Annotated in this window: 24 protein-coding genes; 15 read left to right on the forward strand and 9 right to left on the reverse strand. The window is 65.7% G+C overall.

Annotated features, from left to right (window positions below):
- The first annotated feature begins 23 nt into the window (after window positions 1-23).
- The 7 genes from lptM to QM701_RS09820 all read left to right on the forward strand — a co-directional run bounded on the left by lptM (window position 24) and on the right by QM701_RS09820 (window position 8,051).
- A complete protein-coding gene (lptM, locus tag QM701_RS09790) occupies window positions 24-176 on the forward strand; it encodes an LPS translocon maturation chaperone LptM (RefSeq protein WP_415166875.1) in 153 nt (50 codons plus the stop codon).
- Complete coding sequence (gene lysA / locus QM701_RS09795) at window positions 173-1,429, forward strand: diaminopimelate decarboxylase (RefSeq protein ID WP_415166876.1); 1,257 nt, start codon at window positions 173-175, stop codon at window positions 1,427-1,429. The genes lptM and lysA overlap by 4 nt, the downstream gene beginning before the upstream one ends.
- Entirely contained in the window at window positions 1,426-2,562 is a 1,137-nt protein-coding gene (locus tag QM701_RS09800) for an efflux RND transporter periplasmic adaptor subunit (RefSeq protein ID WP_415166877.1), read from the forward strand. Before lysA ends, QM701_RS09800 begins: the two co-directional genes overlap by 4 nt.
- Window positions 2,563-2,568: 6 nt before the next feature.
- Window positions 2,569-5,661 (forward strand): efflux RND transporter permease subunit, encoded by a 3,093-nt coding sequence (locus QM701_RS09805; RefSeq protein WP_415166878.1) that lies wholly within the window; start codon window positions 2,569-2,571, stop codon window positions 5,659-5,661.
- A 6-nt stretch (window positions 5,662-5,667) separates the two neighbouring features.
- Window positions 5,668-6,066, forward strand: coding sequence for an RNA-binding S4 domain-containing protein (locus QM701_RS09810; protein ID WP_415166879.1), 399 nt, complete (start codon window positions 5,668-5,670; stop codon window positions 6,064-6,066).
- 88 nt (window positions 6,067-6,154) lie between these two features.
- Window positions 6,155-6,754 (forward strand): cysteine hydrolase family protein, encoded by a 600-nt coding sequence (locus QM701_RS09815; protein ID WP_415166880.1) that lies wholly within the window; start codon window positions 6,155-6,157, stop codon window positions 6,752-6,754.
- A 79-nt stretch (window positions 6,755-6,833) separates the two neighbouring features.
- Complete coding sequence (locus QM701_RS09820) at window positions 6,834-8,051, forward strand: MFS transporter (RefSeq protein WP_415166881.1); 1,218 nt, start codon at window positions 6,834-6,836, stop codon at window positions 8,049-8,051.
- Window positions 8,052-8,060: 9 nt separating this feature from the next.
- On the opposite strand, the gene hslU is transcribed toward QM701_RS09820, so the two are convergent.
- Window positions 8,061-9,392 carry an ATP-dependent protease ATPase subunit HslU gene (hslU, locus tag QM701_RS09825; RefSeq protein ID WP_415166882.1) on the reverse strand — a complete coding sequence of 444 codons (1,332 nt, stop codon included), beginning with the start codon at window positions 9,390-9,392 and terminating at the stop codon, window positions 8,061-8,063.
- A 103-nt stretch (window positions 9,393-9,495) separates the two neighbouring features.
- Here hslU and QM701_RS09830 point away from each other — a divergent pair, with 103 nt between their 5' ends.
- Window positions 9,496-9,822, forward strand: a complete 327-nt coding sequence (locus tag QM701_RS09830) for a hypothetical protein (protein WP_415166883.1) — start codon at window positions 9,496-9,498, stop codon at window positions 9,820-9,822.
- Window positions 9,819-10,655, forward strand: a complete 837-nt coding sequence (locus QM701_RS09835; protein WP_415166884.1) for an HDOD domain-containing protein — start codon at window positions 9,819-9,821, stop codon at window positions 10,653-10,655. Before QM701_RS09830 ends, QM701_RS09835 begins: the two co-directional genes overlap by 4 nt.
- Window positions 10,656-10,691: 36 nt before the next feature.
- On the opposite strand, the gene hslV is transcribed toward QM701_RS09835, so the two are convergent.
- From hslV to QM701_RS09855, 4 genes are read right to left on the reverse strand one after another with little or no spacing between them, the layout of a single operon-like run.
- The gene (hslV, locus tag QM701_RS09840) at window positions 10,692-11,228 is read right to left on the reverse strand and encodes an ATP-dependent protease subunit HslV (RefSeq protein WP_415166885.1); all 537 of its coding nucleotides are present in this window, start codon (window positions 11,226-11,228) and stop codon (window positions 10,692-10,694) included.
- Window positions 11,229-11,237: 9 nt separating this feature from the next.
- Window positions 11,238-12,473: an STAS domain-containing protein gene (locus tag QM701_RS09845; RefSeq protein WP_415166886.1), complete on the reverse strand. Its 1,236-nt coding sequence runs from the start codon at window positions 12,471-12,473 to the stop codon at window positions 11,238-11,240.
- A gap of 40 nt (window positions 12,474-12,513) precedes the next feature.
- A complete protein-coding gene (locus tag QM701_RS09850; protein ID WP_415166887.1) occupies window positions 12,514-13,524 on the reverse strand; it encodes a CobW family GTP-binding protein in 1,011 nt (336 codons plus the stop codon).
- Window positions 13,521-13,958: a Fur family transcriptional regulator gene (locus QM701_RS09855; RefSeq protein WP_415166888.1), complete on the reverse strand. Its 438-nt coding sequence runs from the start codon at window positions 13,956-13,958 to the stop codon at window positions 13,521-13,523. The genes QM701_RS09850 and QM701_RS09855 overlap by 4 nt, the downstream gene beginning before the upstream one ends.
- A 137-nt stretch (window positions 13,959-14,095) precedes the next feature.
- On the opposite strand from QM701_RS09855, the gene msrB reads away from it, so the two are divergent.
- Window positions 14,096-14,509 carry a peptide-methionine (R)-S-oxide reductase MsrB gene (gene msrB / locus QM701_RS09860; RefSeq protein WP_415166889.1) on the forward strand — a complete coding sequence of 138 codons (414 nt, stop codon included), beginning with the start codon at window positions 14,096-14,098 and terminating at the stop codon, window positions 14,507-14,509.
- 4 nt (window positions 14,510-14,513) lie between these two features.
- Here msrB and xerC read toward each other — a convergent pair whose 3' ends face one another.
- Genes xerC through dapF form a run of 3 tightly spaced genes read right to left on the reverse strand, consistent with a single transcriptional unit; the run spans window position 14,514 to window position 16,913 of the window.
- Window positions 14,514-15,425 carry a tyrosine recombinase XerC gene (gene xerC, locus QM701_RS09865; protein ID WP_415166890.1) on the reverse strand — a complete coding sequence of 304 codons (912 nt, stop codon included), beginning with the start codon at window positions 15,423-15,425 and terminating at the stop codon, window positions 14,514-14,516.
- Window position 15,426: 1 nt separating this feature from the next.
- Window positions 15,427-16,086 (reverse strand): DUF484 family protein, encoded by a 660-nt coding sequence (locus tag QM701_RS09870; RefSeq protein WP_415166891.1) that lies wholly within the window; start codon window positions 16,084-16,086, stop codon window positions 15,427-15,429.
- Window positions 16,083-16,913 (reverse strand): diaminopimelate epimerase, encoded by an 831-nt coding sequence (gene dapF, locus QM701_RS09875; RefSeq protein ID WP_415166892.1) that lies wholly within the window; start codon window positions 16,911-16,913, stop codon window positions 16,083-16,085. The genes QM701_RS09870 and dapF overlap by 4 nt, the downstream gene beginning before the upstream one ends.
- Before the next feature lie 127 nt (window positions 16,914-17,040).
- Between dapF and QM701_RS09880 the strand changes: the two genes are divergently transcribed.
- Window positions 17,041-17,928: a lysophospholipid acyltransferase family protein gene (locus QM701_RS09880; RefSeq protein ID WP_415166893.1), complete on the forward strand. Its 888-nt coding sequence runs from the start codon at window positions 17,041-17,043 to the stop codon at window positions 17,926-17,928.
- Here the strand turns inward: QM701_RS09880 and QM701_RS09885 are convergent.
- Window positions 17,922-19,475 carry an ArnT family glycosyltransferase gene (locus tag QM701_RS09885; RefSeq protein ID WP_415166894.1) on the reverse strand — a complete coding sequence of 518 codons (1,554 nt, stop codon included), beginning with the start codon at window positions 19,473-19,475 and terminating at the stop codon, window positions 17,922-17,924. The genes QM701_RS09880 and QM701_RS09885 overlap by 7 nt on opposite strands.
- A 183-nt stretch (window positions 19,476-19,658) precedes the next feature.
- Here QM701_RS09885 and QM701_RS09890 point away from each other — a divergent pair, with 183 nt between their 5' ends.
- The 4 genes from QM701_RS09890 to QM701_RS09905 all read left to right on the forward strand — a co-directional run bounded on the left by QM701_RS09890 (window position 19,659) and on the right by QM701_RS09905 (window position 25,249).
- Complete coding sequence (locus QM701_RS09890) at window positions 19,659-21,398, forward strand: carbamoyltransferase (RefSeq protein ID WP_415166895.1); 1,740 nt, start codon at window positions 19,659-19,661, stop codon at window positions 21,396-21,398.
- The gene (locus tag QM701_RS09895; protein WP_415166896.1) at window positions 21,395-22,552 is read left to right on the forward strand and encodes a glycosyltransferase; all 1,158 of its coding nucleotides are present in this window, start codon (window positions 21,395-21,397) and stop codon (window positions 22,550-22,552) included. The genes QM701_RS09890 and QM701_RS09895 overlap by 4 nt, the downstream gene beginning before the upstream one ends.
- Entirely contained in the window at window positions 22,545-23,807 is a 1,263-nt protein-coding gene (locus tag QM701_RS09900; RefSeq protein ID WP_415166897.1) for a hypothetical protein, read from the forward strand. The genes QM701_RS09895 and QM701_RS09900 overlap by 8 nt, the downstream gene beginning before the upstream one ends.
- Window positions 23,808-24,052: 245 nt before the next feature.
- Window positions 24,053-25,249 carry an O-antigen ligase family protein gene (locus tag QM701_RS09905; RefSeq protein WP_415166898.1) on the forward strand — a complete coding sequence of 399 codons (1,197 nt, stop codon included), beginning with the start codon at window positions 24,053-24,055 and terminating at the stop codon, window positions 25,247-25,249.
- The last annotated feature ends 301 nt before the right edge of the window (window positions 25,250-25,550 follow it).

The following is a 25,550-nucleotide window of genomic DNA, read 5'->3' on the forward strand; positions in this document are numbered from 1 at the left end:
TCCGTCCTTGATTTTCCTACGCCATGCGCAGATATCTTACGCTCTCGCTGCTGCTGTCCGTGATGGCATTGAACGCCTGCGGAACGCGCGGTTCCCTTTATCTGCCCTCGCCACCGAAAACCCCGCCGCCGGCCGCCCAACCGGACCCCGAGACGGCCAAGCCAGCCAGTTCATGAACGCACCGACTTCGCCCTTTCAGCTGAAGAACGATCAGCTCTGCGTCGAATCCGTTCCGTTGACGGAGATCGCCGGGCGCTTCGGCACGCCCTGCTACGTGTATTCGCGCGCGGCGCTGGAAGCGGCGCTGGACGAGTTTCTGGCCGAACTGGCGGGCGTCGACGCGCAGGTATGCTACGCCGTCAAGGCCAACTCCAACCTCGCGGTGCTCGACGTGCTGGCCCGGCGCGGCGCCGGCTTCGACATCGTCTCCGGCGGCGAGCTCAAGCGCGCGCTGGCGGCCGGCGGCGACCCGCGCAAGATCGTCTTTTCCGGCGTCGGCAAATCGGCGGAGGACATGGCGCTCGCGCTGCGCACCGGCATCCTGTGCTTCAACGTCGAATCCGCACCCGAACTCGAACGCCTCGACGGCGTGGCCGCGGCGCTGGGCGCGCGCGCGCCGGTCAGCCTGCGCGTCAACCCCGATGTCGACGCCAAGACGCATCCGTACATCTCGACGGGACTGAAGGAAAACAAGTTCGGCGTCGCCTACGAGGACGCGCTGGACATCTACCGCCGCGCGGCCCGCCTGCCCAACATCGAAGTGACCGGCATCGACTGCCACATCGGCTCGCAGTTGCTCGATCCCGCGCCCTTCGCCGAGGCGCTGGACAAGCTCCTGCTGCTGGTCGACCGGCTCGCCGCCGAGGGCATCGCCCTGCATCACATCGACCTGGGCGGTGGACTGGGCATCCGGTACGGGGACGACGCGGAGCCCACCGTGAAGGGCTATCTCCGGCCGCTGCTGGACAAGCTGCGGGGACGGCCGCTGCAGATTTTGCTCGAACCCGGGCGCCGGCTGGTCGGCAACGCCGGCGTGCTGCTCACCCGCGTCGAGTACCTCAAGCCCGGCGAGGTGAAGAACTTCGCCATCGTCAACGCCGCCATGAACGACCTCGCGCGCCCCGCGCTGTACGACGCCTGGCACGACATCGTGCCGGTCCGCCCGCGCGACGAAGCGCCGCGCCGCTGGGAAATCGTCGGCCCGATCTGCGAATCCGGCGATTTCCTCGGCCGCGACCGGGCGCTGGCCCTGGCTCCGGGCGACCTGCTGGCGATCCTGTCCGCCGGCGCCTACGGCATGACCATGAGCTCGAACTACAACACCCGGCCGCGTGCCGCCGAAGTCATGGTCGACGGCGAGCGGGCGCATCTCGTCCGCCGGCGCGAGACCGCGGAGGAACTCTACGCGCTGGAAAGCCTGCTGCCGTGAAACGCCTGGCGATCCTCTGCGCCGGCGTGCTGGCCATCGCCGCCTGCTCGGAGAACGGCAACGGCAAGAAATCTGAGCCGCCCGCGGTGCCGGTCACGGTGGCCGCCGCCACCTTGCGCGACATTCCGGTAACCCTGCAGGTCGTCGGGCGTTCGGAGGCTTTCGAAAGCGTCACGCTCAAATCCCGGGTCGACGGCCAGGTCGACGCGGTGCTGTTCACCGAGGGCCAGCACGTCAACCAGGGCGACGTGCTGATCCGCCTCGACCCGACGGATTTCGCCGCCCGTCTCCAGCAGGCCGAGGCGACGGCCGCGCGCGACGAGGCGCTGACCGCCAAGATGCGCGCCGACACCGCGCGCTACACCGCGCTCAAGGAGCGCAATTTCGTTTCCGAGGAAAAGGTCAACGACGTCCGCACCAACGAGGCGACGGCGGCGGCCAACCTGCGCGCCAGCAAGGCGGCCGTGGAAGTGGCGCGCCTGCAGCTGTCCTACGCCACGATCCGCGCGCCGATCACCGGCATCGTCGGCGCCCGGCTGGTCTTTCCCGGCTCGGCGGTCAAGGCCAACGACGTGGCGCTGGCGGTGGTCAACCGCGTGCGCCCGCTGCTGATCAGCTTCGCCGTTCCGGAAAGGTACCTGCCGCAGATCCGCGCCGTCCGGCAGGACAGCGGCCTGAAGGTCGACATCACCGAGCCCGCCGACGCCTCCCGGCATTTCGAGGGCACCGTGCGCTTCATCGACAACACGGTGGACGCCAGCACCGGGACGATCCTGCTCAAGGCGGAACTGCCGAACAAGGACGAGGCGCTGATGGCCGGCCAGTATCTCAACGTGGCGCTGGTCCTCGACACGCTGAAGCAGGCCGTGAGCGTGCCGAGCAACGCCGTCCAGCAGGGGGCGGAAGGCAACTACGTGTACGTGCTCAAGGAGGACGGCCACGTCGACCTGCGCCGCGTCGAGGCGCTCGCCGCGCAGGACGGCTTCACGGCGGTGCGCGGCAACGTCAAGGCCGGCGAGGCGGTGGTCACCGACGGGCATCTGCGGCTGACTCCGGGCGCCCGGGCCAAGGTCCGGGACAAGGCAGCGGGCGGCAAGGAAGACGAGACGTCCAGGGCAACCCAACCGGGGTAAACACGCATGCAGCTGCCGGAACTATGCATTCGCCGCCCGGTGATGACCACGCTGCTGATGGCGGCCTTCATCATTTTCGGCCTGATCGCCTACCGGGCGCTGCCGGTTTCCGAGCTGCCCAACGTCGACTTTCCGACCATCTCGGTGACGGCCAGCCTGCCCGGCGCCTCGCCGGAAACCATGGCCTCGGCCGTGGCCACGCCGCTCGAAGGCCAGTTCTCGACCATCGCCGGGCTCGAATCACTGAGTTCCACGAGCGCCCAGGGCACGACCTCGATCACCCTGCAGTTCTCGCTCGACCGCAACATCGACGCCGCGGCGCAGGACGTGCAGTCGGCCATCGCCACGGCGCAGCGCAAGCTGCCGTCGAGCATGCCGACGCCGCCGTCGTTCCGCAAGGTCAACCCGGCGGACTCGCCGATCTTCTTCATCGCCCTGTCGTCGCCGGCGCTGCCCCTGCCGGTGGTCAACGAATACGCCGAGACACAGCTCGCGCAGCGGCTGTCGACGGTCACCGGCGTGGCCCAGGTGCTCGTCTTCGGCTCGCAGAAATACGCCGTGCGCATCCAGGCCGATCCCGACCAGTTGGCCTCCCGCGGCCTGGGCATCGACGAGCTGCGCCAGGCCATCGTGCAGGCCAACGTCAACCAGCCGCTCGGCCAGTTCGACGGCGAGCACCAGGCCTTCTCCATCAAGGACAACGGCCAGCTGCTCACGGCGGCGGCCTACCGGCCGCTGATCGTGGCCTGGCGCAACGGCGCGCCGGTCCGGCTGGAGGAAGTCGCCACCCCGATCGACAGCGTCGAGAATTCCCGCATCGCGGCCTGGAACGTCGACAAGCGCGCCATCGTGCTGGCCATCCAGCGCCAGCCCGGCGCCAACACCATCGAGACCGTCGACTCGATCAAGCGCACGCTGCCCGCCTTCCAGGCCAGCCTGCCGGCGTCGATCGCCATGACCACCCTGTACGACCGCAGCATTTCGATCAGCGAGTCGATCGTCAACGTGCAGTTCACGCTGGTGCTCGCCGGCTTCCTGGTCATCCTGGTGATCCTGCTCTTCCTGCGCAATCTCTCGGCCACGGTGATCCCGGCGCTGGCCCTGCCGATCTCGGTGATCGGCACCTTCGCCGTGATGCACGTGCTCGACTACAGCCTGGACAACCTGTCCCTGCTCGCCCTGACGCTGGCGGTCGGCTTCGTCGTGGACGACGCCATCGTCATGCTGGAGAACATCGTCCGCCACATCGAGCTGGGCGAGACGCCGCTGCAGGCGGCGATCAAGGGCTCGCGCGAGATCGGCTTCACCATCGTCTCGATGACGCTCTCGCTGACCGCCGTGTTCATCCCGGTGATGTTCATGAGCGGCATCGTCGGGCGCCTGCTGCACGAGTTCGCCGTCACCATCTGCGCCTCGATCCTGGTCTCCGGCATCGTCTCGCTGACCCTCACGCCGATGCTCTGCAGCCGCTACCTGAAACACGCGGCGAACGAGGAGCACGGCCGGGTCTTCCGGGCCTTCGAACGCTTCTTCGCCGCCCTGCTCGCCGGCTACGAGAAGACCCTGCGCGTGGCGCTGCGCCATCCGCGCATGGTGGTGTTCGGCTTCGCGCTGTCGGTGCTGTTCAGCGGCCTGCTGTTCAGCCAGATTCCCAAGGGCTTCCTGCCGAGCGGCGACAGCGGGCAGATCACGGCCACCACCGAGGGCGCGCAGGACATCTCCTTCGCCGCCATGGCGGAAAAGCAGCGCGCCATCGCCGCGATCGTCGCCGAGGACCCGAACATCCGCTCCTTCATGTCCTCGGTCGGCCCGACCAATTCGCGCCCGACGCTCAATTCGGGCTCGCTCAGCCTGATGCTCAAGCCGCGCCACGAACGCGCGCTGTCGGCCGACGAAATCATCCAGGAACTGCGCCCCAAGCTCGCCGCCGTGCCGGGCATCCGCGTGTACATGCAGAACCCGCCGGCCATCCGCATCGGCGGCCAGGTGACCGCGGCGCAATACCAGTACACGCTGCAGAGCACCGACCTCGACGAGCTCTATCAGTGGACCAACACGCTGCTCGAACGTATCCGGCAACTGCCGGGCTTCATCGACGTCACCAGCAACCTCAACAACAGCGGGCCGGTGGTGGCGCTGGACGTGGACCGCGACAAGATCGCCGCGCTCGGCCTGACCTTCGGGCAGGTCGAGGACGCCCTGCAGAGCGCCTTCAGCGCCCGCCAGATCTCGACCATCTACGGCACCACCAGCCAGTACCAGGTGATCCTCGAAGTGTCGCCCGAATACCAGCTCGATCCGTCCAAGCTCTCCCGGCTCTACGTGCGCGCCTCCAGCGGCAAGCTGGTGCCGCTCGATACGGTGACGCGGGTGGCGCGCCGCACGCAGGCGCTGACCATCAACCACCAGGGCCAGCTGCCGTCGGTGACCATCTCGTTCAACCTGCTGCCCGGCATTTCGCTCGGCGACGCGGTCAACAGCCTCCAGTCGCTCGAACAGGAAATGCGCCTGCCGGTCTCGCTCAACACCAGCCTGCAGGGCACGGCCCAGGCCTTCCAGTCCTCGCTGCAGGGGCTCGGCATCCTGCTGCTGATCGCCGTGCTGGTGGTCTACATCGTGCTCGGCATCCTGTACGAGAGCTTCATCCACCCGCTGACCATCCTCTCCGGCCTGCCCTCCGCGGCGCTCGGCGCGCTGATCACGCTGATGCTCTTCGGCATCGACCTCAACCTCTACGCCTTCGTCGGCGTGATCATGCTGATCGGCATCGTCAAGAAGAACGCGATCATGATGATCGACTTCGCGCTCGACCGGCAGCGCAACGAGGGCGCCCCGGCCTTCGACGCCATCTTCAAGGCCTGCCTGATCCGCTTCCGGCCGATCATGATGACCACCATGGCCGCGCTCGTCGGCACCCTGCCGATCGCCCTGGGCATCGGCGCCGGCGCCGAGGTGCGGCAGCCGCTGGGCATCGCCGTGGTCGGTGGGCTGATCGTCTCGCAGTTCCTCACGCTCTACCTGACGCCGGTGGTATATCTCTACCTCGACCGGCTGACGCAGCGGGAGCAGGCGGCCCACGTCGCCGGCAGCTCGCTCTGACCGCCGATGGCCGAACATGACGCGGCCGGGAGCCTGCGCATCGACAAATGGCTGTGGGCCGCGCGCTTCTTCAAGACCCGCTCGCTGGCCACCGAGGCCATCCACGCCGGACACGTCCGCCTGAACGGCCAGCCGCCCAAGCCGGCCCGCGAGGTCCGGCCCGGCGACACGCTGGACATCGCGCTCGGCCCGATGCGCTGGACCGTTGTCGTGCGCGCGCTCAACGAGCAGCGCCGGCCGGCCGCCGAAGCGCAGCAGCTCTACGAGGAGACCGCCGAAAGCCGCGCGCGGCGCGAGGCCGTGCGCGAAAACCTGCGCCTCGCGCCGGCGCCGGGCAGCGACCTGCGCGGCCGGCCGACCAAGAAGGCACGGCGCCAGATCCGCGGCTTCAACGAGTCGTACTGAGCGGCCTGCCGCGCCGGACGGCGCCGATTGCGGTTACCATACGCGCTCTCCGTTCCCCTCCCGTTCCCCATTCCGCTTGCGCACGACCATGGCCGCCTTCACCACCGAAAACGCATTGCTGCTGATCGACTTCATCAACGAGATCGTGCATCCCGACGGCAAGCTTGCCGGCAAGGGCTACGCCGATTTCGACGCCCGGCACGGCGCGCTGGAACGTGCCGGCCGCCTGCTCCAGACCGCGCGGGACGCCGGCTTCGCCGTCATCCACGTCGGCGTCGGCTTCTCGCCCGACTACAAGGAGCAGCCCGAAGCGTCGCCGCTCTTCGGCGGCGCGAAGAAATTCGGCGTCCTGCAGAGCGGCACCTGGGGCACGCAGTTCCACGCCGCGACGGTACCGCTCGCCGGCGAGGCGGTGCTGACCAAGCACCGGGTCAGCGCCTTCTTCAACACCCCGCTCGAACTGCTGCTGCGCACCTACGGCGTCAGGAACGTGTTCATCGCCGGCTGCGCCACCGACATGGCGGTGCAGAGCGCCGCGCGCGACGCGCACGACCGGGATTTCGCCTGCCGCGTGGTCGGCGACTGCTGCCTCGCCGCAAGCGACGAGGACCACCAGCAGACCCTGCGCCTGCTCGCCAAGCTGGCCCGCATCGTCACGCTGGACGAAGTCGCCGCCGGCCAGGCCTAGCCGGCAACGCCCTCCCCCGGCGGCCGGAACCCCCCGGCGCCGGGCGCCTCCAACAGCACCGCTTTCGAAAGCCCTGCTCATGTTCCGTGCCCTCGACACGCCGCAGACGTGGATCGTCACCCTGTCCGCCGCCGGCATCCTGCTGATCACCATGGGCGCGCGCCAGTCGCTCGGACTGTTCGTCGCGCCGCTCAACGCCGGTATCGGCGTCGACATCGCCTCGATCAGCCTGGCCCTGGCCATCGGCCAGTTCGTCTGGGGCGCCATCCAGCCCTTCGCCGGCGCGCTGGCCGACCGCTTCGGCCCCGAGCGCGTGCTCTACGGCGGCCTCGCGCTGCTGGCCGTGGGCAGCGCGATCACGCCGTGGTCGGGCGGCACGCTCGGCCTGATCGCCTCGCTCGGGCTGCTTTCCGCGATGGGCTCCGGCGCCAGCAGCTTCTCCGTGCTGTTCGGCGCGGCGGCCAACCGCCTGCCGCTGGAAGCGCGCGGCACCGCCTCGGGCATCATCAACGCGGGCGGCTCGTTCGGCCAGTTCATTTTCGCGCCGATCCTGCAGAAGCTGATCCAGGCCATCGGCTGGATGGGCGCCATGTGGTCGCTGGCGCTGATGGTGCTGGCCGCCGTGCCGCTGGTGCGCAACGTCGCTCCCGCCTCCACGCATGCCCGCCCGGCCGGGCACGGCGACGGACACGGCCCCTGGCGCAGCGTCAAGGAAGCGATGCAGGACCGCAGCTACCTGCTGCTGCACGCCGGCTTCTTCACCTGCGGCTTCCACATCGCCTTCCTGGTCACCCACCTGCCCGGCGAAGTCAACCTGTGCGGCCTGCCGCCGTCGGTGGCCAGCTGGTCGCTGGCGATCATCGGCCTGGGCAACGTCTTCGGCAGCCTGTTCGCCGGCAACTGCGTCGCCCGCTATCGCAGCAAGTACATCCTGTTCTGGATGTACGGCTCGCGCGCGCTGCTGATCGCCCTCTACCTCGCCGCGCCGCGCACCGATCTCACGTTCTACCTGTTCGCCGCGGGGCTCGGCTTCACCTGGCTGGCGACGGTGCCGCCGACCGCGGCGATCGTCGGCAAGCTGTTCGGCGTGCGCCACCTCGGCACGCTGTTCGGCCTCACCCTGCTGTCGCACCAGACCGGCGGCTTCCTCGGCGCCTGGCTGGGCGGGCTGGCCGTCACGCGCTACGGCGACTTCTCGTGGATGTGGTACGCCGACATGACGCTGGCCGGCCTCGCCGCGCTGGTCAACCTGCCGATCCGCGAGGCGCCCGTGGCCGCGCAGCCGCAGGCGGCCTGAAATCGCCGCCTACAGCACGTAGCGCGACAGATCCTCGTTGCGCGACAGCTCGGTCAGGCGGGCGTCGACGTAGGCCGCGTCGATGAGGATCGTCTCGGCGCCCTTGTTGCCGGCGCTGAACGAGACCTCTTCAAGCAGGCGCTCCATCACCGTATATAACCGGCGGGCACCGATGTTCTCGGTGCGCTCGTTGACCGACCACGCCACTTCGGCCAGGCGCTGGATGCCTTCTGGCGTGAATTCGAGCGTCACGCCCTCGGTCGCCAGCAGGGCCTGGTACTGCATGGTCAGGCAGGCGTCGGTCTGGGTCAGGATGCGTTCGAAATCGGCGACCGACAGCGAGTCCAGTTCCACCCGGATGGGGAAGCGCCCCTGCAGCTCGGGAATCAGGTCGGACGGCTTGGCCAGATGGAAGGCGCCGCTGGCGATGAACAGGACGTGGTCGGTGCGGATCATGCCGAACTTGGTCGACACCGTCGTCCCCTCGACCAGCGGCAGCAGGTCGCGCTGCACGCCCTGGCGCGAGACGTCGGCGCCCTGCGCGTCGCTGCGCGAGGTGATCTTGTCGATCTCGTCGAGGAACACGATGCCGTTCTGCTCGACGTTGCGCACCGCCTCCAGCTTAACCTCCTCGTCGTTGACCAGCTTGCCGGCCTCCTCGTCGATCAGCAGCCGGCGCGCCTCGGCGATCTTCAGCTTGCGCGATTTCTTGCGCGCCCCGCCCATGTTCTGGAACATGCCCTGGATCTGCGAGGTCAGCTCCTCCATGCCGGGCGGCGCGAAAATCTCGGCCTGCAGCGCGGCGCCCGCCACCTCGATCTCGATCTCCTTGTCGTCGAACTCGCCTTCGCGCAGCTTCTTGCGGAATTTCTGGCGGGTGGCGTTGTCCTCGGCCGGCGCCGCCTCGTTGTAGAAACCGCCGCGCGCCGGCGGCAGCAGCGCGTCGAGGAGGCGTTCCTCGGCGGCGTCCTCCGCCCGCATGCGCACGCTCTTCATCGCATGCTCGCGGCCGCTCTTGACCGCGATCTCGGCGAGGTCGCGGATGATCGTCTCGACGTCGCGGCCGACGTAGCCGACCTCGGTGAACTTGGTCGCCTCGACCTTGATGAACGGCGCGTTGGCCAGCCGCGCCAGGCGGCGGGCGATCTCGGTCTTGCCGACGCCGGTCGGCCCGATCATCAGGATGTTCTTCGGCGTGATTTCCTGGCGCAGCGGCTCATCCACCTGCGCCCGCCGCCAACGGTTGCGCAGCGCGATGGCCACCGCTTTCTTGGCCTTGCCCTGGCCGACGATGTGCTTGTCGAGTTCGTGCACGATTTCCTGGGGTGTCATCTGCGTCATGTGCGTTCTGCCTGAAGCCGTTTCAAGTGCACTATGTTCTCATCGGGCAGGCGATGTGGCAAACTCGTCGCCTCAGGTCAACGCCGAGCGACGCCATCCGCAGATGTCCAGCAAGCAACGCATCATGTGCCTCGCCCCAGGGCGCGCAGCGCCCGGAATGGTGCTGGCGAAGCCGGTCCACGACCGCGAGGGCGCGGTCCTGCTGACGGCCGAGACCGCGCTCGATTCGGCCGTGCTCGAACGCCTGATCCGGCGCGGCATCGAGGCCATCTCGGTGCGCGTGCCCGACCTGCGCGACGAGGAGACGATCGCCCGCGAGCTGCTCGACGTGCGCGCCCGCATCGACGTGATCTTCCGCGGCCCCGGCAGCGCCGCCCGGAGCCGCCTGCGCGACGCCGTGCTGGACTACCGGCTCGAGAACGCCCGATGAGCGTCCCTTCCCTCGACCAGCTCCTCGACCACGCCGAAACGCTGCCTTCCCTGCCGGAGGTGGTCGCCTACCTGATCCGCGCGCTCGGCGACGACAACGCCGACCTGGAGACGCTGGCGCATCACATCAACTCCGATCCGGCCATCGTCGCGCGCCTGCTGGCGGCCGCCAATTCAGCCTCGTCGGGCCTGTCCAAGCGCGTGCACTCGGCCGGGCAGGCCTTCCTGCTGCTGGGCGCCGACCGCATCGCCAACATCGTCCTCGCCTCGTCGCTGATCTGCCGCTACGACGTGCATGCCTCGGGCTTCAGCGCCCGCCTGCTCTGGCGGCATTCGCTCGGCGTCGCGGTCTGCGCCCGCGCGCTGGCCGAGCAGAGCGGGATCAACCCCGAACTGGCCTTCACCAGCGGGCTGCTGCACGACATCGGCCAGCTGCTCATGTACACCGCCAGCCCGGGCCCTTTCCTGAAGGCGCTCGACCACCATCAGAACGACGACATACCGCTGTTCGAGGCCGAGCGCATGGTGTTCGGATACGACCATTGCGAGGCCGGGCGGGTTTTGGCCACCGCCTGGAAGCTGCCCTCGGACATCGTGGACGCGATCGCCGCCCATCACGAGCCGGACGGCTTCAGCAGCGAGGTCGGCGATCTCGTGCACATCGCCGAATGCCTGAGCCACGCGCTCGATCTCGGCGAGCTGCCGAACAACCGCGTGCCCGAGCTTTCGGAACTGGCGTGCGCGCGCTTCGGCCTGTCCTGGCCGAAATTCACCTCCCGCTTCGCGGAAATCGAGGCGCGTTTCGACGACTTCCGGGCGGCGCTGGGAATCTGACGCCGTTGCGGCCGGCCACGGCGGCGCGCCGCGCGCTCAATCCAGCGTTTCGATGGTGTAGTTGTGGTTGGTGTAGATGCACAGGTCGCCGGCGATGTCGAGCGATTTGCGGACGATCGCGGCCGGCTCCAGCTCGGTGTTGTCGATCAGCGCGCGCGCCGCGGACTGGGCGAAGGCGCCGCCCGAGCCGATCGCCAGGATGCCCTGTTCCGGCTCCAGCACGTCGCCGTTGCCGGTGATGATCAGCGAACTGTCCCGGTCGGCCACGGCCAGCATCGCTTCCAGGCGGCGCAGGGCGCGGTCGCTGCGCCAGTCCTTGGCGAGCTCGACGGCCGAACGGATCAGGTTGCCCTGATGCTTGTCCAGCTTGGCCTCGAAGCGTTCGAACAGGGTGAAGGCGTCCGCCGTGCCGCCGGCGAAACCGGCGAGAATCCGGTCGTTGTGGATGCGCCGCACCTTGCGCGCGCCGGCCTTGACGACGATGTTGCCGAGCGTCACCTGCCCGTCGCCGCCCATGGCCACCTGCTGGCCGCGGCGCACGGAAAGAATCGTCGTACCGTGGTATTGCTCCATGGATTCACCTCAATGTTTCGCGAAGACCACGGAGGCCACCGCGGTCAGCCCGACGACGCGGAAAAGCTCGGCCACCAGACGGTTGGGGTGGCGGAAGACGATCTGCTTGCCGGTGCCGCGCACGGTGGTCAGCACGTTGAGCAGGGCGCCGGCGCTGATGAAGTCGATGCGCGTGAGCCTGGCGCAGTCGATCAGCAGCGCCTCGTGCCCCTGCACGAAGGCCGGCAGATCGCCGAAACGCGACGACCTGATCTCGCCGCTCAGCGCGTACGCATCGTCGTCCTCGGCGGCGTTCTCCGCCGCCTGCGCCGGCGGCTCGGGCTCGGCCACCCGCCCGGCCTCCCAGGACGGCGGCGATTCCTCGAAAGTCACCGCGTAGTCGATCGCCAGGTCCTCGAAAACCTCCTGCCGCCCTTGCTGCTGGAACAGTTCGAGCAGCAGCAGCCAGCATTCCTTGCCCGCCGCCGGCTGTTCGTTCCTGCCCGCCTCGATGCCTTCCTGCACCAGCTGGGCCAGGGCGTCCCGGCCGAGCAGTTCGACGCCGAGCCGGTTTTTCCTGGCGTGCGAGAGGAGTTCGAGGAGGCGCCCGCAGCCTTCCGGGTCGGCCCGCTTGACCTTGGACAGGTCCAGGCGCAGCGCGGGACCCTTGTCCAGCGCCCGCCGCACGGCTTCGAACGACGCGGCGTTGCCGCCCAGCAGGTCGCCCTTGAAGATCATGCTGCCGCCCCGGCCCGTCGCCGCCTTCGCCGCATCCTCGCGCTCCGCGCCCCAGCCGGGGGGAGACTTTTCGAAGGCGCGGGCGTATTCGATGCCCGTCGCCTCGAAGGCCGCGTGCTGGCCGGTCAGCCGGTAGAGGTCGAACAGCATCAGCCACAGGCGTTCCGCCGGGCCGGACGGCTGTTGTTTCAATGCCTGTTCGAGGACCGCCTGCGCGGCCGCGTCCTGGCCGTTGGCGAACAACACGGCGGCCTCCTCGGCCGGCGCGTTGACCGGATCGAAGTCGGCATTGACCTGGAAATCGAGCGAGGACTGGGAGAGGCTGAATTCGAGGTCGGAAAACGCGCTCAGGGATGTGGTCTCGAGGCTTTCATCGACGGGCTGCTCCGCCTCGGGCGGCGGCGCCTTCTCGTCCCGCGCGTCGTCACGGCCGGCGCGCGCCTCCTTGTTGCCGGCGGCCGGCCTGGGTACGGCAGCCGGCCGGGTGATCATCTTTTCCGGCTGCTTTTTGAAGAAGGAGAAAACCATGGCCTGAAGAATCGATGTGCGGCGGAAGCGGACGTTTCTTTTAACACATCCGCTGGCGCTCTGCAATTACGCCGGCATCCGCCGCCTGGCTTTGCCGCAATCCCTGCTCGATGATCCCGCCCGGCAGATCGCGGCCGATGAACACCATCACGCTCCGGCGCGCTTCGCCGTCGGCCCAGTCGGCGCCGGCGCTGGCGCCCATCAGTTCGTGCACGCCCTGGATGATCACCCGGAAAGGCCGCCCGGCCACCGCCAGCACGCCCTTGTAGCGCAGCAGGTCGGGGCCGTACACGCGGGCGATGGCGGCGAGGAAATCCTGCAGGCGCTCGTCGTCGAAATCGCGCTCGCCGCGAAAGACGAAGGAGCCGATGCGGTCCGCGGGATGATGCGCATGCCCGCCCGCGAGGAAGCCGGGATCGACGGCGAGCGCGGCGTCGAGGTTGAAGCCGCGGATGTCGAGCAGGCCGGACAGCGGCACCCGGCCGAACGGCGCGACCGCCAGTTCGGCGCGCGGGTTGATCCGGCGCAGCCGGCGGATGAGCGCGTCGACCCGGAAGGGAGCCAGATCGGTCTTCGAGAGCAGCAGCCGGTCGGCGAAACCGACCTGCACCTGCGCCTGCTCGTGTTCATCGAGCTGGCGCATGGCGTGGACGGCGTCGACCACGGTGACCACGGCGTCGAGCAGGTAGCGCCGGGCGATCCGCTCGTCCAGGAAAAAGGTCTGCGCCACCGGCCCCGGATCGGCCAGCCCGGTGGTTTCGATCAGCACGCGCTCGAACGCCAGTTGGCCGGCCTCGCGCTTGTCGGCCAGCTCGCCGAGGATGCGCACGAGATCGCCGCGCACCGAGCAGCAGATGCAGCCGTTGTTCAGCTCGATGATCTGCTCCTGGCCCGACACCAGCAGTTCGCCGTCGATTCCGGCCTCGCCGAACTCGTTCTCGATGACCGCGATCTTCTCGCCGTGGCGTTCGCTCAGGATGCGGTTGAGCAGCGTCGTCTTGCCGCTGCCGAGAAAGCCGGTGACGATGGTGGCGGGAATCGGCGCGTTCATCTCGCCCCCGCCGAGCACCGGGCGCAGACGCCGCGCAGGTCGAAGTCCATGCGCGTCAGCGAAAAGCCCGACGGCAGTTCGGGCACGACCGGCAAGGAAGCGTCGAGGCAATAGACGCCGCCGCAGAGCTCGCAACGGAAATGCACGTGCGTCGCATGCTCGCCGACCGACGCGGCGGAAAAGCGGAACACCCGGCTGGCGTCGGCGTTCTTGTGCGCCAGGCCGCTGTCCACGAGCCAGTCGAGCACGCGGTACAAGGTCACCCGGTCGAGCGCCATGTCGCCCAGCCGCGTCTCGATCTCGGCGTGCGACAGCGGCGCCGGCGCCTCGCGCAGGAGACGCAGGACGCGGATGCGCGCCGGCGTGGCGCGCGCCCCGCAACGGCGGATGTGCTCGGCAACGGCCGACGGGCCGGCTTCGGCTTGGGCAGCCATGACGTAACTCCCTGCAACGACGAACCGGAAGGATTAAAGCACGTCCGCACGCCACTCGCAACGCTGTTGCAAATGCAACAGGAACCACCACGGCAAGGTGGAGCCTAACTGGCACGCTCCGTTTCGAGGAATCGTCCATGCCGCCGATCAAAAGCCGGGCCGAATGGGCTGCACTGCTGCCGCCGGAAACCTATCGCATCCTGTTCGAGGAAGACACCGAGCACGCCTGCAGCAGCGTGCTGCTCACCGAAAAGCGCGACGGCACCTTCGTCTGCGCCGCCTGCTTGCAGCCGCTGTTCGACAGCCGCGCGAAATACGAGAGCGGCACCGGCTGGCCGAGCTTCCGCGAGGCCCTGCCCGGCGCGGTCGACACGAAAACGGATTACAAGCTGCCGTATCCGCGCACCGAATACCACTGCGCGCGCTGCGGCGGCCATCAGGGCCACGTCTTCGACGACGGCCCGCCGCCGCAAGGGACGCGCTACTGCAACAACGGGCTGGCGCTGGCTTTCGTGCCGCGCGGAGAGCCGCTGCCTGAACTGCGCGGCTGAACCGTCACTTGCGCCGCGCGCGCGGATGCGCCGCGTCGTACACCTGCGCGAGGTGCTGGAAATCGAGGTGGGTGTAGATCTGGGTCGAGGCGATGCTGGCGTGGCCGAGCATTTCCTGCACCGCGCGCAGGTCGCCGGACGACTGCAGCAGGTGCGAGGCGAACGAATGCCGCAGCATGTGCGGATGCACGCCGACCGGCAGGCCCTGCGCCAGCGCGCGCCGCTTCAGCCGCTCCTCGACCACGCGCGGATGGATGCGCGCGCCGCGCTGGCCGACGAACAGGGCGGCTTCCTCGGGCCGCGCGACCTCGGCGCGCCGTTCCAGCCAGCGCCGGATCGCCTCACACGCCTTGCCGCCCACCGGCACGATGCGGGTCTTGTTGCGCTTGCCGAGCACGCGGATTTCGCCGTTGGCCAGATCGGGCAGGCATGAAAGGTCGAGCGACGCGAGTTCGGCGAGGCGCAGGCCGGAGGAGTAGAACAGCTCGAACATGGCCTGATCGCGCGCGGCCAGCGCGTCCTCGTCCGCCTCGCCGCCGTCACGGTCGAGCAGGCGGTTCGCCTCGTCGGGCGACAGCGCCTTGGGCAGCAGGCGCGGACGCTTGGGCGCCTTGACGCCGTCGACCGGGTTGGCGGCGACCCCGCCCTGCATGCCCAGCCAGCGGAAGAAGCCGCGCCACGCCGAGAGCAGCCGTGCCAGCGAGCGCCCGCCCAGGCCGGCGGCGTGCAGCTGCGCGATGAAGCGGCGCACGTGATGCGGCTGCAGGCTCTGGTAGGTGACGCGCCCCGGCAGTTCGCCGAGCAGGCGGTCGAGCACGCGCAGGTCGCGCTGGTAATTACTGACCGTGTGCGGCGACTGCCGGCGCTGGTGGGCGAGTTCGTCGAGGTAGCGGTCGACCGGCGCGGACGGGTCCATTTCAGGGCAGGAGCAGCACCCGCGCCAGCGCCGCGGAGGCCATCTCGCCGAGCCGCTCCAGGTACAGCGTGCCCATGCCGGCATAGAAGCGCTGCGGGTCCTCGCTGCCCAGCGCCAGCATGCCGATCGTGCCGCCGCCGTTGCGCAGCGCGATCAATCCCTGCGAGCGCACGTGCGGCGCGGCGGCGCCGAACCACGACGCGGTTTCGAAACCGGAGGTCGAACCGCAGTACGGCTGCGCCAGCGTTTCGGCGAAGGACTGCAGCTTCTCGCTGACATCGGCGAACTCGGGCAGTTCGGCGGCGTTCGCCGGCCGCTGCCACAGGCGCAGGGCGAAGAGCGGGATGGCGAAATCGTCGCGCAGGTGGAAATTCAGGGTGTGGATCACCGACTGGAAGCTGCCCGCCGCGACGATCGCCACACACAGGCGATGCATCTTTTCGCTGATCACGTCGTTTTCCTCGCCGAACTGCATCAGCTCGGCCATCTTGCCTTCCAGCTGCCGGTTCTTGTCGCGCAGCGCCAGCATCTGCCGCTCGGTGATCGAGATGGTGCGCCCGCCGTGCGGGTGCGGGATGACCATGCGCGACACCAGGTCGGCATGCTCCTCGAAGAACTGGGGATGATCCTGCAGGTACTGGGCGACTTCTTCCGACTTCATAGTTCGATTTCTCCGGTGAATACGGTGACGGCGGGCCCGGTCATCGACACCGGCGCGCCGATGCCCTGCCAGGCGATGGACAGTTCGCCGCCGCGCGTCTCGACGCGCACCGGCGAATCGAGCAGGCCGCGCAGGATACCGGCGACGACGGCGGCGCAGGCGCCCGTGCCGCAGGCCAGCGTCTCCCCGACGCCGCGTTCGAAGACGCGCAGGCGGATCTGCCGCCGCCCGGCGACCTGCATGAAGCCGGCATTGACGCGCTGCGGAAAGCGCGGATGCGCCTCGATCAGCGCGCCCTGCGCCGCGACCGGCGCGGCGTCAACGTCGGCGACCACCTGCACGGCGTGCGGGTTGCCCATGGATACGGCGGTGATGTCCACGCGCCGCCCGTCCACGTCGAGCGGCTGGACGACTTCGGCGGAGGTACTGACGAACGGAATCCGCGCCGGTTCCAGCACCGGCACGCCCATGTCGACGGTCACCTGCCCGTCGGCTTCGAGCCGCGGGCTGATCACGCCGCCGAGGGTCTCGACGCGAATCTCGCGCTTTTCGGTCAAGCCCTGCTCATGCACGAAGCGCACGAAGCAGCGCGCGCCGTTGCCGCACTGTTCGACCTCGCCGCCGTCGGCGTTGAAGATGCGGTAGCGGAAATCCACGTCCGGATGCCGCGCGCGCTCGACCAGCAGCAACTGATCGCAGCCGACGCCGAAATGGCGGTCGGCGAGAAAGCGGATCTGCGCGGGCGTCAGGGCGATCGTCTGGCGGACGCCGTCGATCACCACGAAGTCGTTGCCCAGCCCGTGCATCTTGGAAAAGCGGAGTTTCATCGGCGGCCGCTGCCTGTCGAGGGGAATCGCTGCATTATATACGGGCGGCGGAGGGGCCCCTATGGAACGCCGCGGCGATTCGGCTCTACAATGCCGCCGGTCCGCCACCGACTCCCACCGCCGCCCGATGCTGCGTAACCTTTCGAGCCAACCCGTCGTCTTCCTGTTCTGGCTGCTGCACTTCCTGCCGCTGCCGGTGCTCGCCGCCTGCGGGAACGGGCTCGGCCGGCTCTTCTTCCTGCTCGGCCGCCGGCGCCGGCAGGTGGTGCGGATCAACCTCGAACTGTGCTTCCCCGAACTGTCCGCCGCCGAGCGCGAGGCGCTCGCCCTGGATCATTTCCGGGTGCTCGGCCGCTCGCTGCTCGAACGCGGCGTGCTCTGGTGGGGCAGCCACCGGCGCCTGGAGCGGATGATCCGCATCGCAGGCACCGAAAAACTGCGCGCCCAGCTTGACGCCGGCCGGCCGGTCATCCTGCTCGCGCCGCATTTCGTCGGGCTCGACGCCGGCGGCGTGGCCGTGGCGATGCGCTTCGACTCGCTGAGCATGTACGCCGAACAGGCCAATCCGGTGTTCGACCGCCTGCTGCTCAACGGCCGCCGCCGCTTCGGCGATCAGCTGCTGCTGACCCGCCAGGACGGCATCCGCGCCACGGTCAAGGCGATGAAGTCCGGCCGGCCCTTCTACTACCTTCCCGATCTCAACGCGCGGCGGCGCGAGGCGGTTTTCGTGCCCTTCTTCGGCGTGCCGGCCGCTACCACCGCCGGCCTCTCGCGCCTGGCGCGCGCCGCCGGTGCGGCCGTGCTGACCTGCGTGACGCGCGTGCTGCCCGGCGGACAGGGCTACGTCACCGAGATCGGCGACGCCTGGGCAGATTTCCCGACCGCCGACGCCGAAGCCGACACGGCGCGGATGAACGCCTGGATCGAGGCCGCCGTGCGCACCATGCCCGAGCAGTACTACTGGGTGCACCGGCGCTTCAAGACGCGCCCGGAAGGCAGCCCCCTCATCTACTGAGTGGCAGCGTCGGCGCGTGGACGCCGCGTCAGCCTGACCAGCCGCAGGTCGTCGGCCTGCCCGAGCGGTTCCACGGACACCTCCGGCAGCGACGGCACCGTTTCGCCGACGAAGCCGATCTCGGAATGCTTCTCGAGCAGCGCCGGCAGATCGGCCTCATCGACCGGCGGCACCACGCGGCCGGCGTAGAACGACAGTTCCCCGCGCCCCGGCCGGGGACCGGCCTGGTACAGCGGCGACAGCGCCGCCGCCTCGCGCATCAGCGCCTGCGCCGCCACCTTGTGCGGTTCCTTCGACAGATGCGCCTCGCTGAACAGGAAGGCCATCGCCACCAGCCCGGCGGCGAGCAGCATCGGCGGCGACGGCCGCCGCACGCCGGCCAGCCAGCCCAGCGCCAGCGGCGCGACGGGCAGCGCCAGCCAGAGCGGCGACGGCGCTTCGGACGTCCGGCGCAGGACGAAGACGACGCCCGCGACCACGGCCAAGCAGAGCGTGGCGAACAGGACGCGGTTCAGCTTCAGGAAGCCGCCCTCGGCGACGGCCAGGTAGTGGCCGAGGATGATCGCCAGCGGCGGCGCGAACAGCAAAGCGTACTGCATCTGCTTGTTGATGGTGGCCGTGAGCAGCACGAACACCGTCGCCAGCCAGATCCAGGCGAACCTCGCCAGCGCCGGCATGGCGGCGCCCCGCCGGCGGTACGCCAGCCAGCCGGCCGGAACGAGCAGCACGCTCCACGGCGCGAAGAACCCGAACCCGTTGGAGAGGTACCACCAGAGCGGCTTGGGATGGTTGCCGCTGATGAAGGTCTCGTCGATCTGCCGGCCGAAGAAGAGCTGCGCGGCGTCGGGCAGCGTGCCGAAGATCCAGGCGTACCAGCCGAACGCCGCGATCAGCATGGCCGCCACGCCCGGCGCGCTGAACAGGGCCGCGAAGCCCCGCCAGCCGCCGCCGCGCCGCCGCTCGGCGAAGGCCAGACCGGCCAGGGCCAGTAAAGGAATCGACAGCCCCGCCGGCCCCTTGGTCAGGAAGCCCAGGCCGAGCGCCAGGCCGAACAGCAGGCGCCGGAACGGCTCGCGGCGGCCGTGGGCGACGATGTCGAAACCGAGCCGGCAGGCGGCGCCGATGCACAGCAGCAGCAGGGCGTCGGCCTCGCCGCTGCGGAAATAGCGCAGGCCCAGATAGGACAGGACGAGCACGATGGCGGCGTTGCCCGCGGCTTCCATCCCGAGTTCGCGCCTCGTCCAGGCCCAGATCAGCACGGCCAGGCCCAGGCCGGCGAGCGCGGAGGGCACCCGCGTGGCCACGGCATCCGCGCCGGCGAGCCGGTAGCTCGCGGCGGTCAGCCAGTAGGGCAGCGGCGGCTTCTGCAGGCGCAGCTCCCCGTTGAAACGCGGCACCACCCATTCGCCGCTTTCCAGCATTTCCCTCGCCGTCTCGGCGATGCGCACTTCCTGGATTTTGTAAACCGGCCGCTCGCCCAAGCCCAGGAACAGGGCGGGGACGAGCACCAGCAAAAGCACCAGCAGCGTCTTCAAGGTGTCATGCATACACGGTCCATGCGCGAACAGGCGGCCGCTGCCGGCGCTCCCGGCGGCCGTGCCGCTGAAAAGCGGGCTACTTTACTCCGATTCACTATCGCGGGCACGCGGGAAGGTATACTCACGGATCGATCGGCGCCGCCGTTCCGGCGCCGGCACTCAACCCGACCTTGCGAGAGCAGAACCTTGGCATTGACCGTACTTGGACTTTCCGGCGCGCTGACCCACGATCCCTCGGCGGCGCTGTACATCGACGGCAGGCTCGTCGCCGCCGCGGAGGAGGAACGCTTCGTGCGCGACAAGCACGCGAAGAACCGCATGCCCTACGAGGCGGCGAAGTTCTGCCTGCAGTTCGCCGGCATCAAGCCGGCCGACGTCGATGCGGTGGCCATTCCGTTCGCGCCGATCGGCTTGGGCGGGAAAGCGCGCTGGCATTACGCCAAACGCTATTGGTACGCGCCCGACCGCTCGCTGGATGCGATCCTCACTGGCAACCGGCGCTTCCACCGCTACCGGAAACGCATCGAATGGTGCCTGGTCCAGCTCGGCTTCGACCTCGCCAAAATCGAGATCGTGCCCGTCGAGCACCACCTGGCGCACGCCGCCAGCGCCTACCACTGCTCGGGCTTCCAGGAAAAGACGGCGATCCTCGGCATCGACGGCAAGGGCGAGTACGCCACCACCTTCTTCGGCTACGGCGAGAACGGCGTCATCCACAAGATCAAGGAGTTCTACGATCCCGATTCGCTCGGCGGCCTGTACGGCGCGCTGACCGAGTTCCTCGGCTTCGAGATGCTCGACGGCGAATACAAGGTCATGGGCATGGCGCCCTACGGCGACCCGCACAAGTACGATTTCTCGCGCCTGGCCAAATTCGAGAACGGCGAACTGGTGATCAACACCGACTACGCCAACGTGATCGGCCTGCGCCGCTACAAGGAGCAGGGCAAGGGCTTCTATTTCTCGCCGAAGCTCGTCCAATGGCTCGGCCCGAAGCGCGTCGGCGACATCGCCGACGATCCGTACATCCACTACGCGGCGAGCATGCAGAAGCTGTTCGAGGACGTCTCGCTGCAGATGCTCGACTACTACCTCGGCGACATCCTGCGCGAAACGGGCAGACTGGCCTTCGCCGGCGGCGGCGCGCTGAACGTCAAGCTCAACCAGAAGATCATCGCCCGGCCGGAGGTCAAGGAGCTGTTCGTGCAACCGGCGGCCAGCGACGCCGGCACGGCGGTCGGCGCGGCGGCCTACGTCTCGGTCGCGCGCGGCGTGCCGGTCGAGAAGATGGAGCATGTGTACCTCGGCCCGTCCTACAGCAACGAGGACGTCATCGCCGCGTGCGCGCGCCATCCGGCCCGGCCGCAGTGGCGCAGGATCGACGACGTGCCCGTGGAGGTGGCGAAGATCCTCGCCGCCGGCAACCCGGTCGCCTGGTTCCACGGGCGCATGGAATTCGGTCCGCGCGCGCTCGGCGGGCGCTCGATCCTCGGCTGCCCCAGCGTGCCCGGCGTCGCCGACCGGATCAACGCGCAGATCAAGTTCCGCGAGCGCTGGCGCCCGTTCTGCCCGAGCATGCTCGACACGGTCGGCCCGCAGATGCTCGGCAGCGACCATCCGGCGCCGTTCATGACCTTCACCTTCGAGGTCGCGCCGGGCTGGAAGGAGCGCGTGCCCGAAGTGGTCCATGAAGACGGCACCTCGCGCGCCCAGGCCCTGCAGCGCGAGCACAACCCCCGCTATTACGACCTGATGGCCGAGCTCGAAAAGCTCACCGGCAACGGCGTCGTGCTCAATACCTCGCTCAACCGGCGCGGCGAGCCGATGATCTGCTCGCCGACCGACGCGCTGAACATGTTCTACGGCTCGGACCTGGAGTACTTGGTCATGGAGGACGTGCTGGTAACCAAGTATCTTCGAGAACTTGTATGATTAGCGAAGCAAAACACCCCGAGCAACAGCAACCGTGGGTGCTGCAATTCTGTCATGGCTATGATGGTCCCTTTCTCGACTGTGCACGACAATACGCTGCGCTGTTCACAGGAACCGTCTTCAAGGTGTGCACGGTTTACTTAACTGGTGCCCCCAAACCGGAGGTTGAAGTCGGGTCAATGTCTGACGAAGTGATCTTTCTCGGTTACTCCAGTCGTGACGTTCGAGGACTCAAACTTCAAGCAATCCGGCATTTCAGACGTATCGCGTCATCGCGGGATTTTAGACTCTGCATTGCTCACCGTTTCAAACCAACCTATATCGCCTTGCTCGGCAGCAACATTCCCGTCATCGGAGTACAACACGCTTTTGGGGTGTATTCGAAACGCCCTCGCCAGTTTTTTGCCAATCTGTTCAAAACTCGTTTGACCTTGTTTGGAGTCTCCAATTCTGTACGCGATGACATACGCACACACTTTCGTAGTTGGCCTGCTGAGCAGATTGAGACACTATACAACCGCATCGATATCCAAGCTGTTCAATCCCAACAAGAATCCCGTCAAGATGCGCGGGCATCTCTCGGTCTGCCGCAAGATGCCTGGGTAGTCGGCAACGTGGGACGACTGCATCCTGACAAAGACCAAGCCACATTGATCCGTGGTTTCGCCATCGCATTGACCAAATTGCCCGCTGGTAGCTTGCTGGCGATAATGGGCAGCGGCCCCTTGGAAACATCGCTGAAAGATCTAGCGGCGCAGTTAGGTGTAGTTGAGCACGTACGCTTTCTTGGCCAAGTACCGAATGGCCGGCGATATTTCAAGGCATTCGATGCTTTCGCGCTGACGTCCGACCACGAACCTTTTGGCATGGTGTTGCTAGAGGCCATGGCAGCAGGCATCCCGATTATTTGTACCGACTGTGGAGGCGGCCGAGAAGTCGCACAAGAGGTCGGCGATCTGGTGCCACTCGGCGATGCCGATGCTTTGTCTACGGCTTTGGTGCAACTGGCACAGATGTCTCCTGAGCAGATTCAGCTTATCCGTGAACGCATGCAGGCAGACCTCGAACAGCGTTTTTCTGATCAAGCAATCCGGAAGACATTCTGGTCACTACCCGCGCTGTCAAGTTACGCCGACAAAACCAACCATGCATAACATAGACGACAACCCCTGGAAAACAAAAGCAATTGCATTGGATCAATTTCGCTGGGCGCTGTTACGCGAAAGCCATGGTTGGCTTGGTAGCGCGTTACGCTTTCTCCGAGATGCAATAGCCGATGGATGGTTCGGTCTGCGAGCCAAGTATCGGTTGGCCACAACTATTGATGCAGAATCGTGTGATTTTCTGCTCCTGCAATCCGCTCCTAAAATCATTGGATTACGACGCAAAAAACTGCTGATCGACGCATTGCGCCAACGCGGCCACTATCTGATCGAGACAGCACTGCAAGAACGACGTGACATTTGCGCAAACCGCCTAGTTACCTTTCCGCCATACCCAACGCCATTGCGTTATTTCGGTTATGCCGCTCACGCCGCCTGGATTGTTGAACGATATCAACCACGCGTGTTGCTAAACGACCGCAACGGGAGTCTTTATTCGCCGTTTCTACATCTTGCTCTCAAGACTAAGCAGTGCCCTCTCGTACATTTAGCACATGCTACGACAGTGGAGAGTTCCCGTCGTTTGAGCATGAATGACTATGATTACTACTTATTGTTTGGCCCAAGCTCTCTGGAAGCTTTGCGTAACCGGAAGCTGCGTTTCGGCACATCGACGGCAGTTCTGACTGGATCACACATGGTCGACCACAGCTTCGATCTTCCTCCCGCAAACCCGACGGCGCGGACCCTGCTGGTTCTGGGTGTCGGACCGGACAAGGAAAAGGAAGCCGGTTATCAGCGCACCTATGAACTGCTTCGTGAATGGGCGTGCGAACAGCCGCAATACCAGATACTGGTCAAACGGCATCCGCGCAGTTCAGTGCCGTTCTGGCAAGAAACGGCGCAAACGCTGAAAAACGTCAAAATACTGCCGCCCGAATGTTCACTCGCACAAGGTCTGGAACAAGCCAGCCTAGTAGTGAACATCATGTCCAATGCGGTAATCGAAGCAGGATTGGCAGCTCGACCAGTGATCTACTGCAACCTGAGCGACGATTGCGATATTTTTAATCAGGAGCGATTTTTCGGCCCTGTGGTAACCAGCTTGGTAGATATCCATTCACGAGTAGAGGAAATCGAAAAAAACTTCCTCGCCCATGTGGAGAAAGCGAGAGCTTTCGCTCTTTTCCATCTCGCACATGGATCACTAGGGCTCGAAAAAACCATCCAGACCATCGAAAGTTTATGGAGGCGCTCAACACTGCCAGAAGACATTGAACAGCATCTTCTGCCTGGGACACATTAGGACTGGACTGAGCAGGAAATGGGCAAAGTAGCCTTGAGATTTCGGCTAATAGACAATAAAAACTTTCCTGTATGACAGAGATGTTTACGTAGCGCTTATAGTTATTTTGCTTGGCTCTGGATTCAAAACTCTCCAACGACGCCGATAAAGGCTCGCAGACATAGAAAATTACACAAAGCCATCGTCCGCTCACTCGATGGCTCCACAAGGAATGTATAGCAATGAGGCATGATGGAGTAGCAGTAATGAGATGGGCTCGCCCGATTGTAGCGTTCGGTCTGCTAGCCTACTTGGCTTCATTCTTTTTTCTTGCTCCGACTCCACAGAAAACACTCTTTTATTTGCTGATTGCAGCACCCAGCATCATTCTGCTCTCTGATTTACGACAGTTACTACTACAAAAAAGATATAGAACACCTACCTTGTTCGTTCTGTGCTTTATCGCCTATTTCGCATTGAGTTCGCTTTGGTCAAGTGAAGGGACGCTGGGAAACGGTCTAAAACTGGCCTTCTGTATCCTATGCCTTTTGGTAGCGGTCCATTCGACGATGAACATGTGTGGCGAATCAGGAACGTGGATTCGCTATTTCATATTGGCCGTTGGCTCTTGTGCAACCTGTCTTTATGCTTTTTTATTTATTGAAAAGATGTTTTTGGCTACAGAATACGCAATAGAGGCATCGCGAAGATACTCTCTTAGCATACTTAGTGGCTGGGGGGATAGCAACCCGATTAATACAGCGATGTACTTTGGTCTGTTGCCTCTGACTGCATGGTGGTCCTTTCCACAGAGTCGGCCACAGATCAAGATCGGCTTGCTAATTCTAACTACCATCAGTGTGGCAATAATGTTTCTATCGCAAAGCCGAGGCCCTATTTTGTCTTTAGCTGTCACGCTGCTTCTGATTTCTATATTCAGATGGAGCAAGGATGACTTGATACTCTGGGGAGTCCTGTTGAGCTCGGGACTAATGGCTATTCTGATTTTCAATCTAGCTCCGTTGATTGTCGATAGAGCCTATTCGCCCAACTATCGTACTGAAATCTGGATGAACGCTATTCAGTTAATCAAAGACAATTTGTTTTTTGGACAAGGACTTGGAGATTCCGCCGGCATTCCTCTTCCGACAGACACCCAAAACAGAGTAACCGTCACTCACTCGCATTCCTCGATTCTTGATACATTCAGAGTTGGTGGATTGGTAGGAGGAGTTCTTTTTCTTGCCATGCTTCTCTCAATTACTTGCCGGCCATTGGCAAAGAATGAAGAACGCCCTTTTTTTGTTTTTTGGCTGATTTTCGGGTTGCTATGCCTCTCGACCAACGGTCGAGCTCTGCTGATACGCCCTTCAATAGAGTGGTTTGCATTCTGGCTTCCGCTGTTCTTTGTCCTTTTCAGTCCAGCCGAAACCGGAGCCAAGAAAGGTGCGCAGTATTGCTAAGCAGTTCTATTCGTCAAGTCGATCCCGGCTACAGCTCATTCAGTAAAAAGACATATTTGGGACGGATTTGCAAAAAGCACTTTTATGTCTCTACAGCACGTAGAACGCGGCAACATTCCTGTCTTGACGAAACATTCCGCTCCTCTTTCATTAATTTCTCGCTTGTTTGCTTGTCTGGGAAACATCAATAATGGAATCATTGGCTTCGAAGCGGCTTCAGAGTTTCATGACCGACTCGCCATATCCCCTTCTATATAGACGCGCTGTTTGTCTTGAGAGACATAAACCTGTCAACCAATAA

Origin of the sequence: Propionivibrio sp. (assembly GCF_047602565.1) — a bacterium.
GTDB lineage: Bacteria > Pseudomonadota > Gammaproteobacteria > Burkholderiales > Rhodocyclaceae > Propionivibrio.

Coding starts and splice junctions, on each gene's coding strand:
- lptM (WP_415166875.1), top strand. CDS start 24: ATGCGCAGATATCTTACGCTCTCGCTGCTGCTGTCCGTGATGGCATTG.
- lysA (WP_415166876.1), top strand. CDS start 173: ATGAACGCACCGACTTCGCCCTTTCAGCTGAAGAACGATCAGCTCTGC.
- QM701_RS09805 (WP_415166878.1), top strand. CDS start 2,569: ATGCAGCTGCCGGAACTATGCATTCGCCGCCCGGTGATGACCACGCTG.
- QM701_RS09810 (WP_415166879.1), top strand. CDS start 5,668: ATGGCCGAACATGACGCGGCCGGGAGCCTGCGCATCGACAAATGGCTG.
- QM701_RS09815 (WP_415166880.1), top strand. CDS start 6,155: ATGGCCGCCTTCACCACCGAAAACGCATTGCTGCTGATCGACTTCATC.
- QM701_RS09820 (WP_415166881.1), top strand. CDS start 6,834: ATGTTCCGTGCCCTCGACACGCCGCAGACGTGGATCGTCACCCTGTCC.
- hslU (WP_415166882.1), bottom strand. CDS start 9,392: ATGACGCAGATGACACCCCAGGAAATCGTGCACGAACTCGACAAGCAC.
- QM701_RS09830 (WP_415166883.1), top strand. CDS start 9,496: ATGTCCAGCAAGCAACGCATCATGTGCCTCGCCCCAGGGCGCGCAGCG.
- QM701_RS09835 (WP_415166884.1), top strand. CDS start 9,819: ATGAGCGTCCCTTCCCTCGACCAGCTCCTCGACCACGCCGAAACGCTG.
- hslV (WP_415166885.1), bottom strand. CDS start 11,228: ATGGAGCAATACCACGGTACGACGATTCTTTCCGTGCGCCGCGGCCAG.
- QM701_RS09845 (WP_415166886.1), bottom strand. CDS start 12,473: ATGGTTTTCTCCTTCTTCAAAAAGCAGCCGGAAAAGATGATCACCCGG.
- QM701_RS09850 (WP_415166887.1), bottom strand. CDS start 13,524: ATGAACGCGCCGATTCCCGCCACCATCGTCACCGGCTTTCTCGGCAGC.
- QM701_RS09855 (WP_415166888.1), bottom strand. CDS start 13,958: ATGGCTGCCCAAGCCGAAGCCGGCCCGTCGGCCGTTGCCGAGCACATC.
- msrB (WP_415166889.1), top strand. CDS start 14,096: ATGCCGCCGATCAAAAGCCGGGCCGAATGGGCTGCACTGCTGCCGCCG.
- xerC (WP_415166890.1), bottom strand. CDS start 15,425: ATGGACCCGTCCGCGCCGGTCGACCGCTACCTCGACGAACTCGCCCAC.
- QM701_RS09870 (WP_415166891.1), bottom strand. CDS start 16,086: ATGAAGTCGGAAGAAGTCGCCCAGTACCTGCAGGATCATCCCCAGTTC.
- dapF (WP_415166892.1), bottom strand. CDS start 16,913: ATGAAACTCCGCTTTTCCAAGATGCACGGGCTGGGCAACGACTTCGTG.
- QM701_RS09880 (WP_415166893.1), top strand. CDS start 17,041: ATGCTGCGTAACCTTTCGAGCCAACCCGTCGTCTTCCTGTTCTGGCTG.
- QM701_RS09885 (WP_415166894.1), bottom strand. CDS start 19,475: ATGCATGACACCTTGAAGACGCTGCTGGTGCTTTTGCTGGTGCTCGTC.
- QM701_RS09895 (WP_415166896.1), top strand. CDS start 21,395: ATGATTAGCGAAGCAAAACACCCCGAGCAACAGCAACCGTGGGTGCTG.
- QM701_RS09900 (WP_415166897.1), top strand. CDS start 22,545: ATGCATAACATAGACGACAACCCCTGGAAAACAAAAGCAATTGCATTG.
- QM701_RS09905 (WP_415166898.1), top strand. CDS start 24,053: ATGAGATGGGCTCGCCCGATTGTAGCGTTCGGTCTGCTAGCCTACTTG.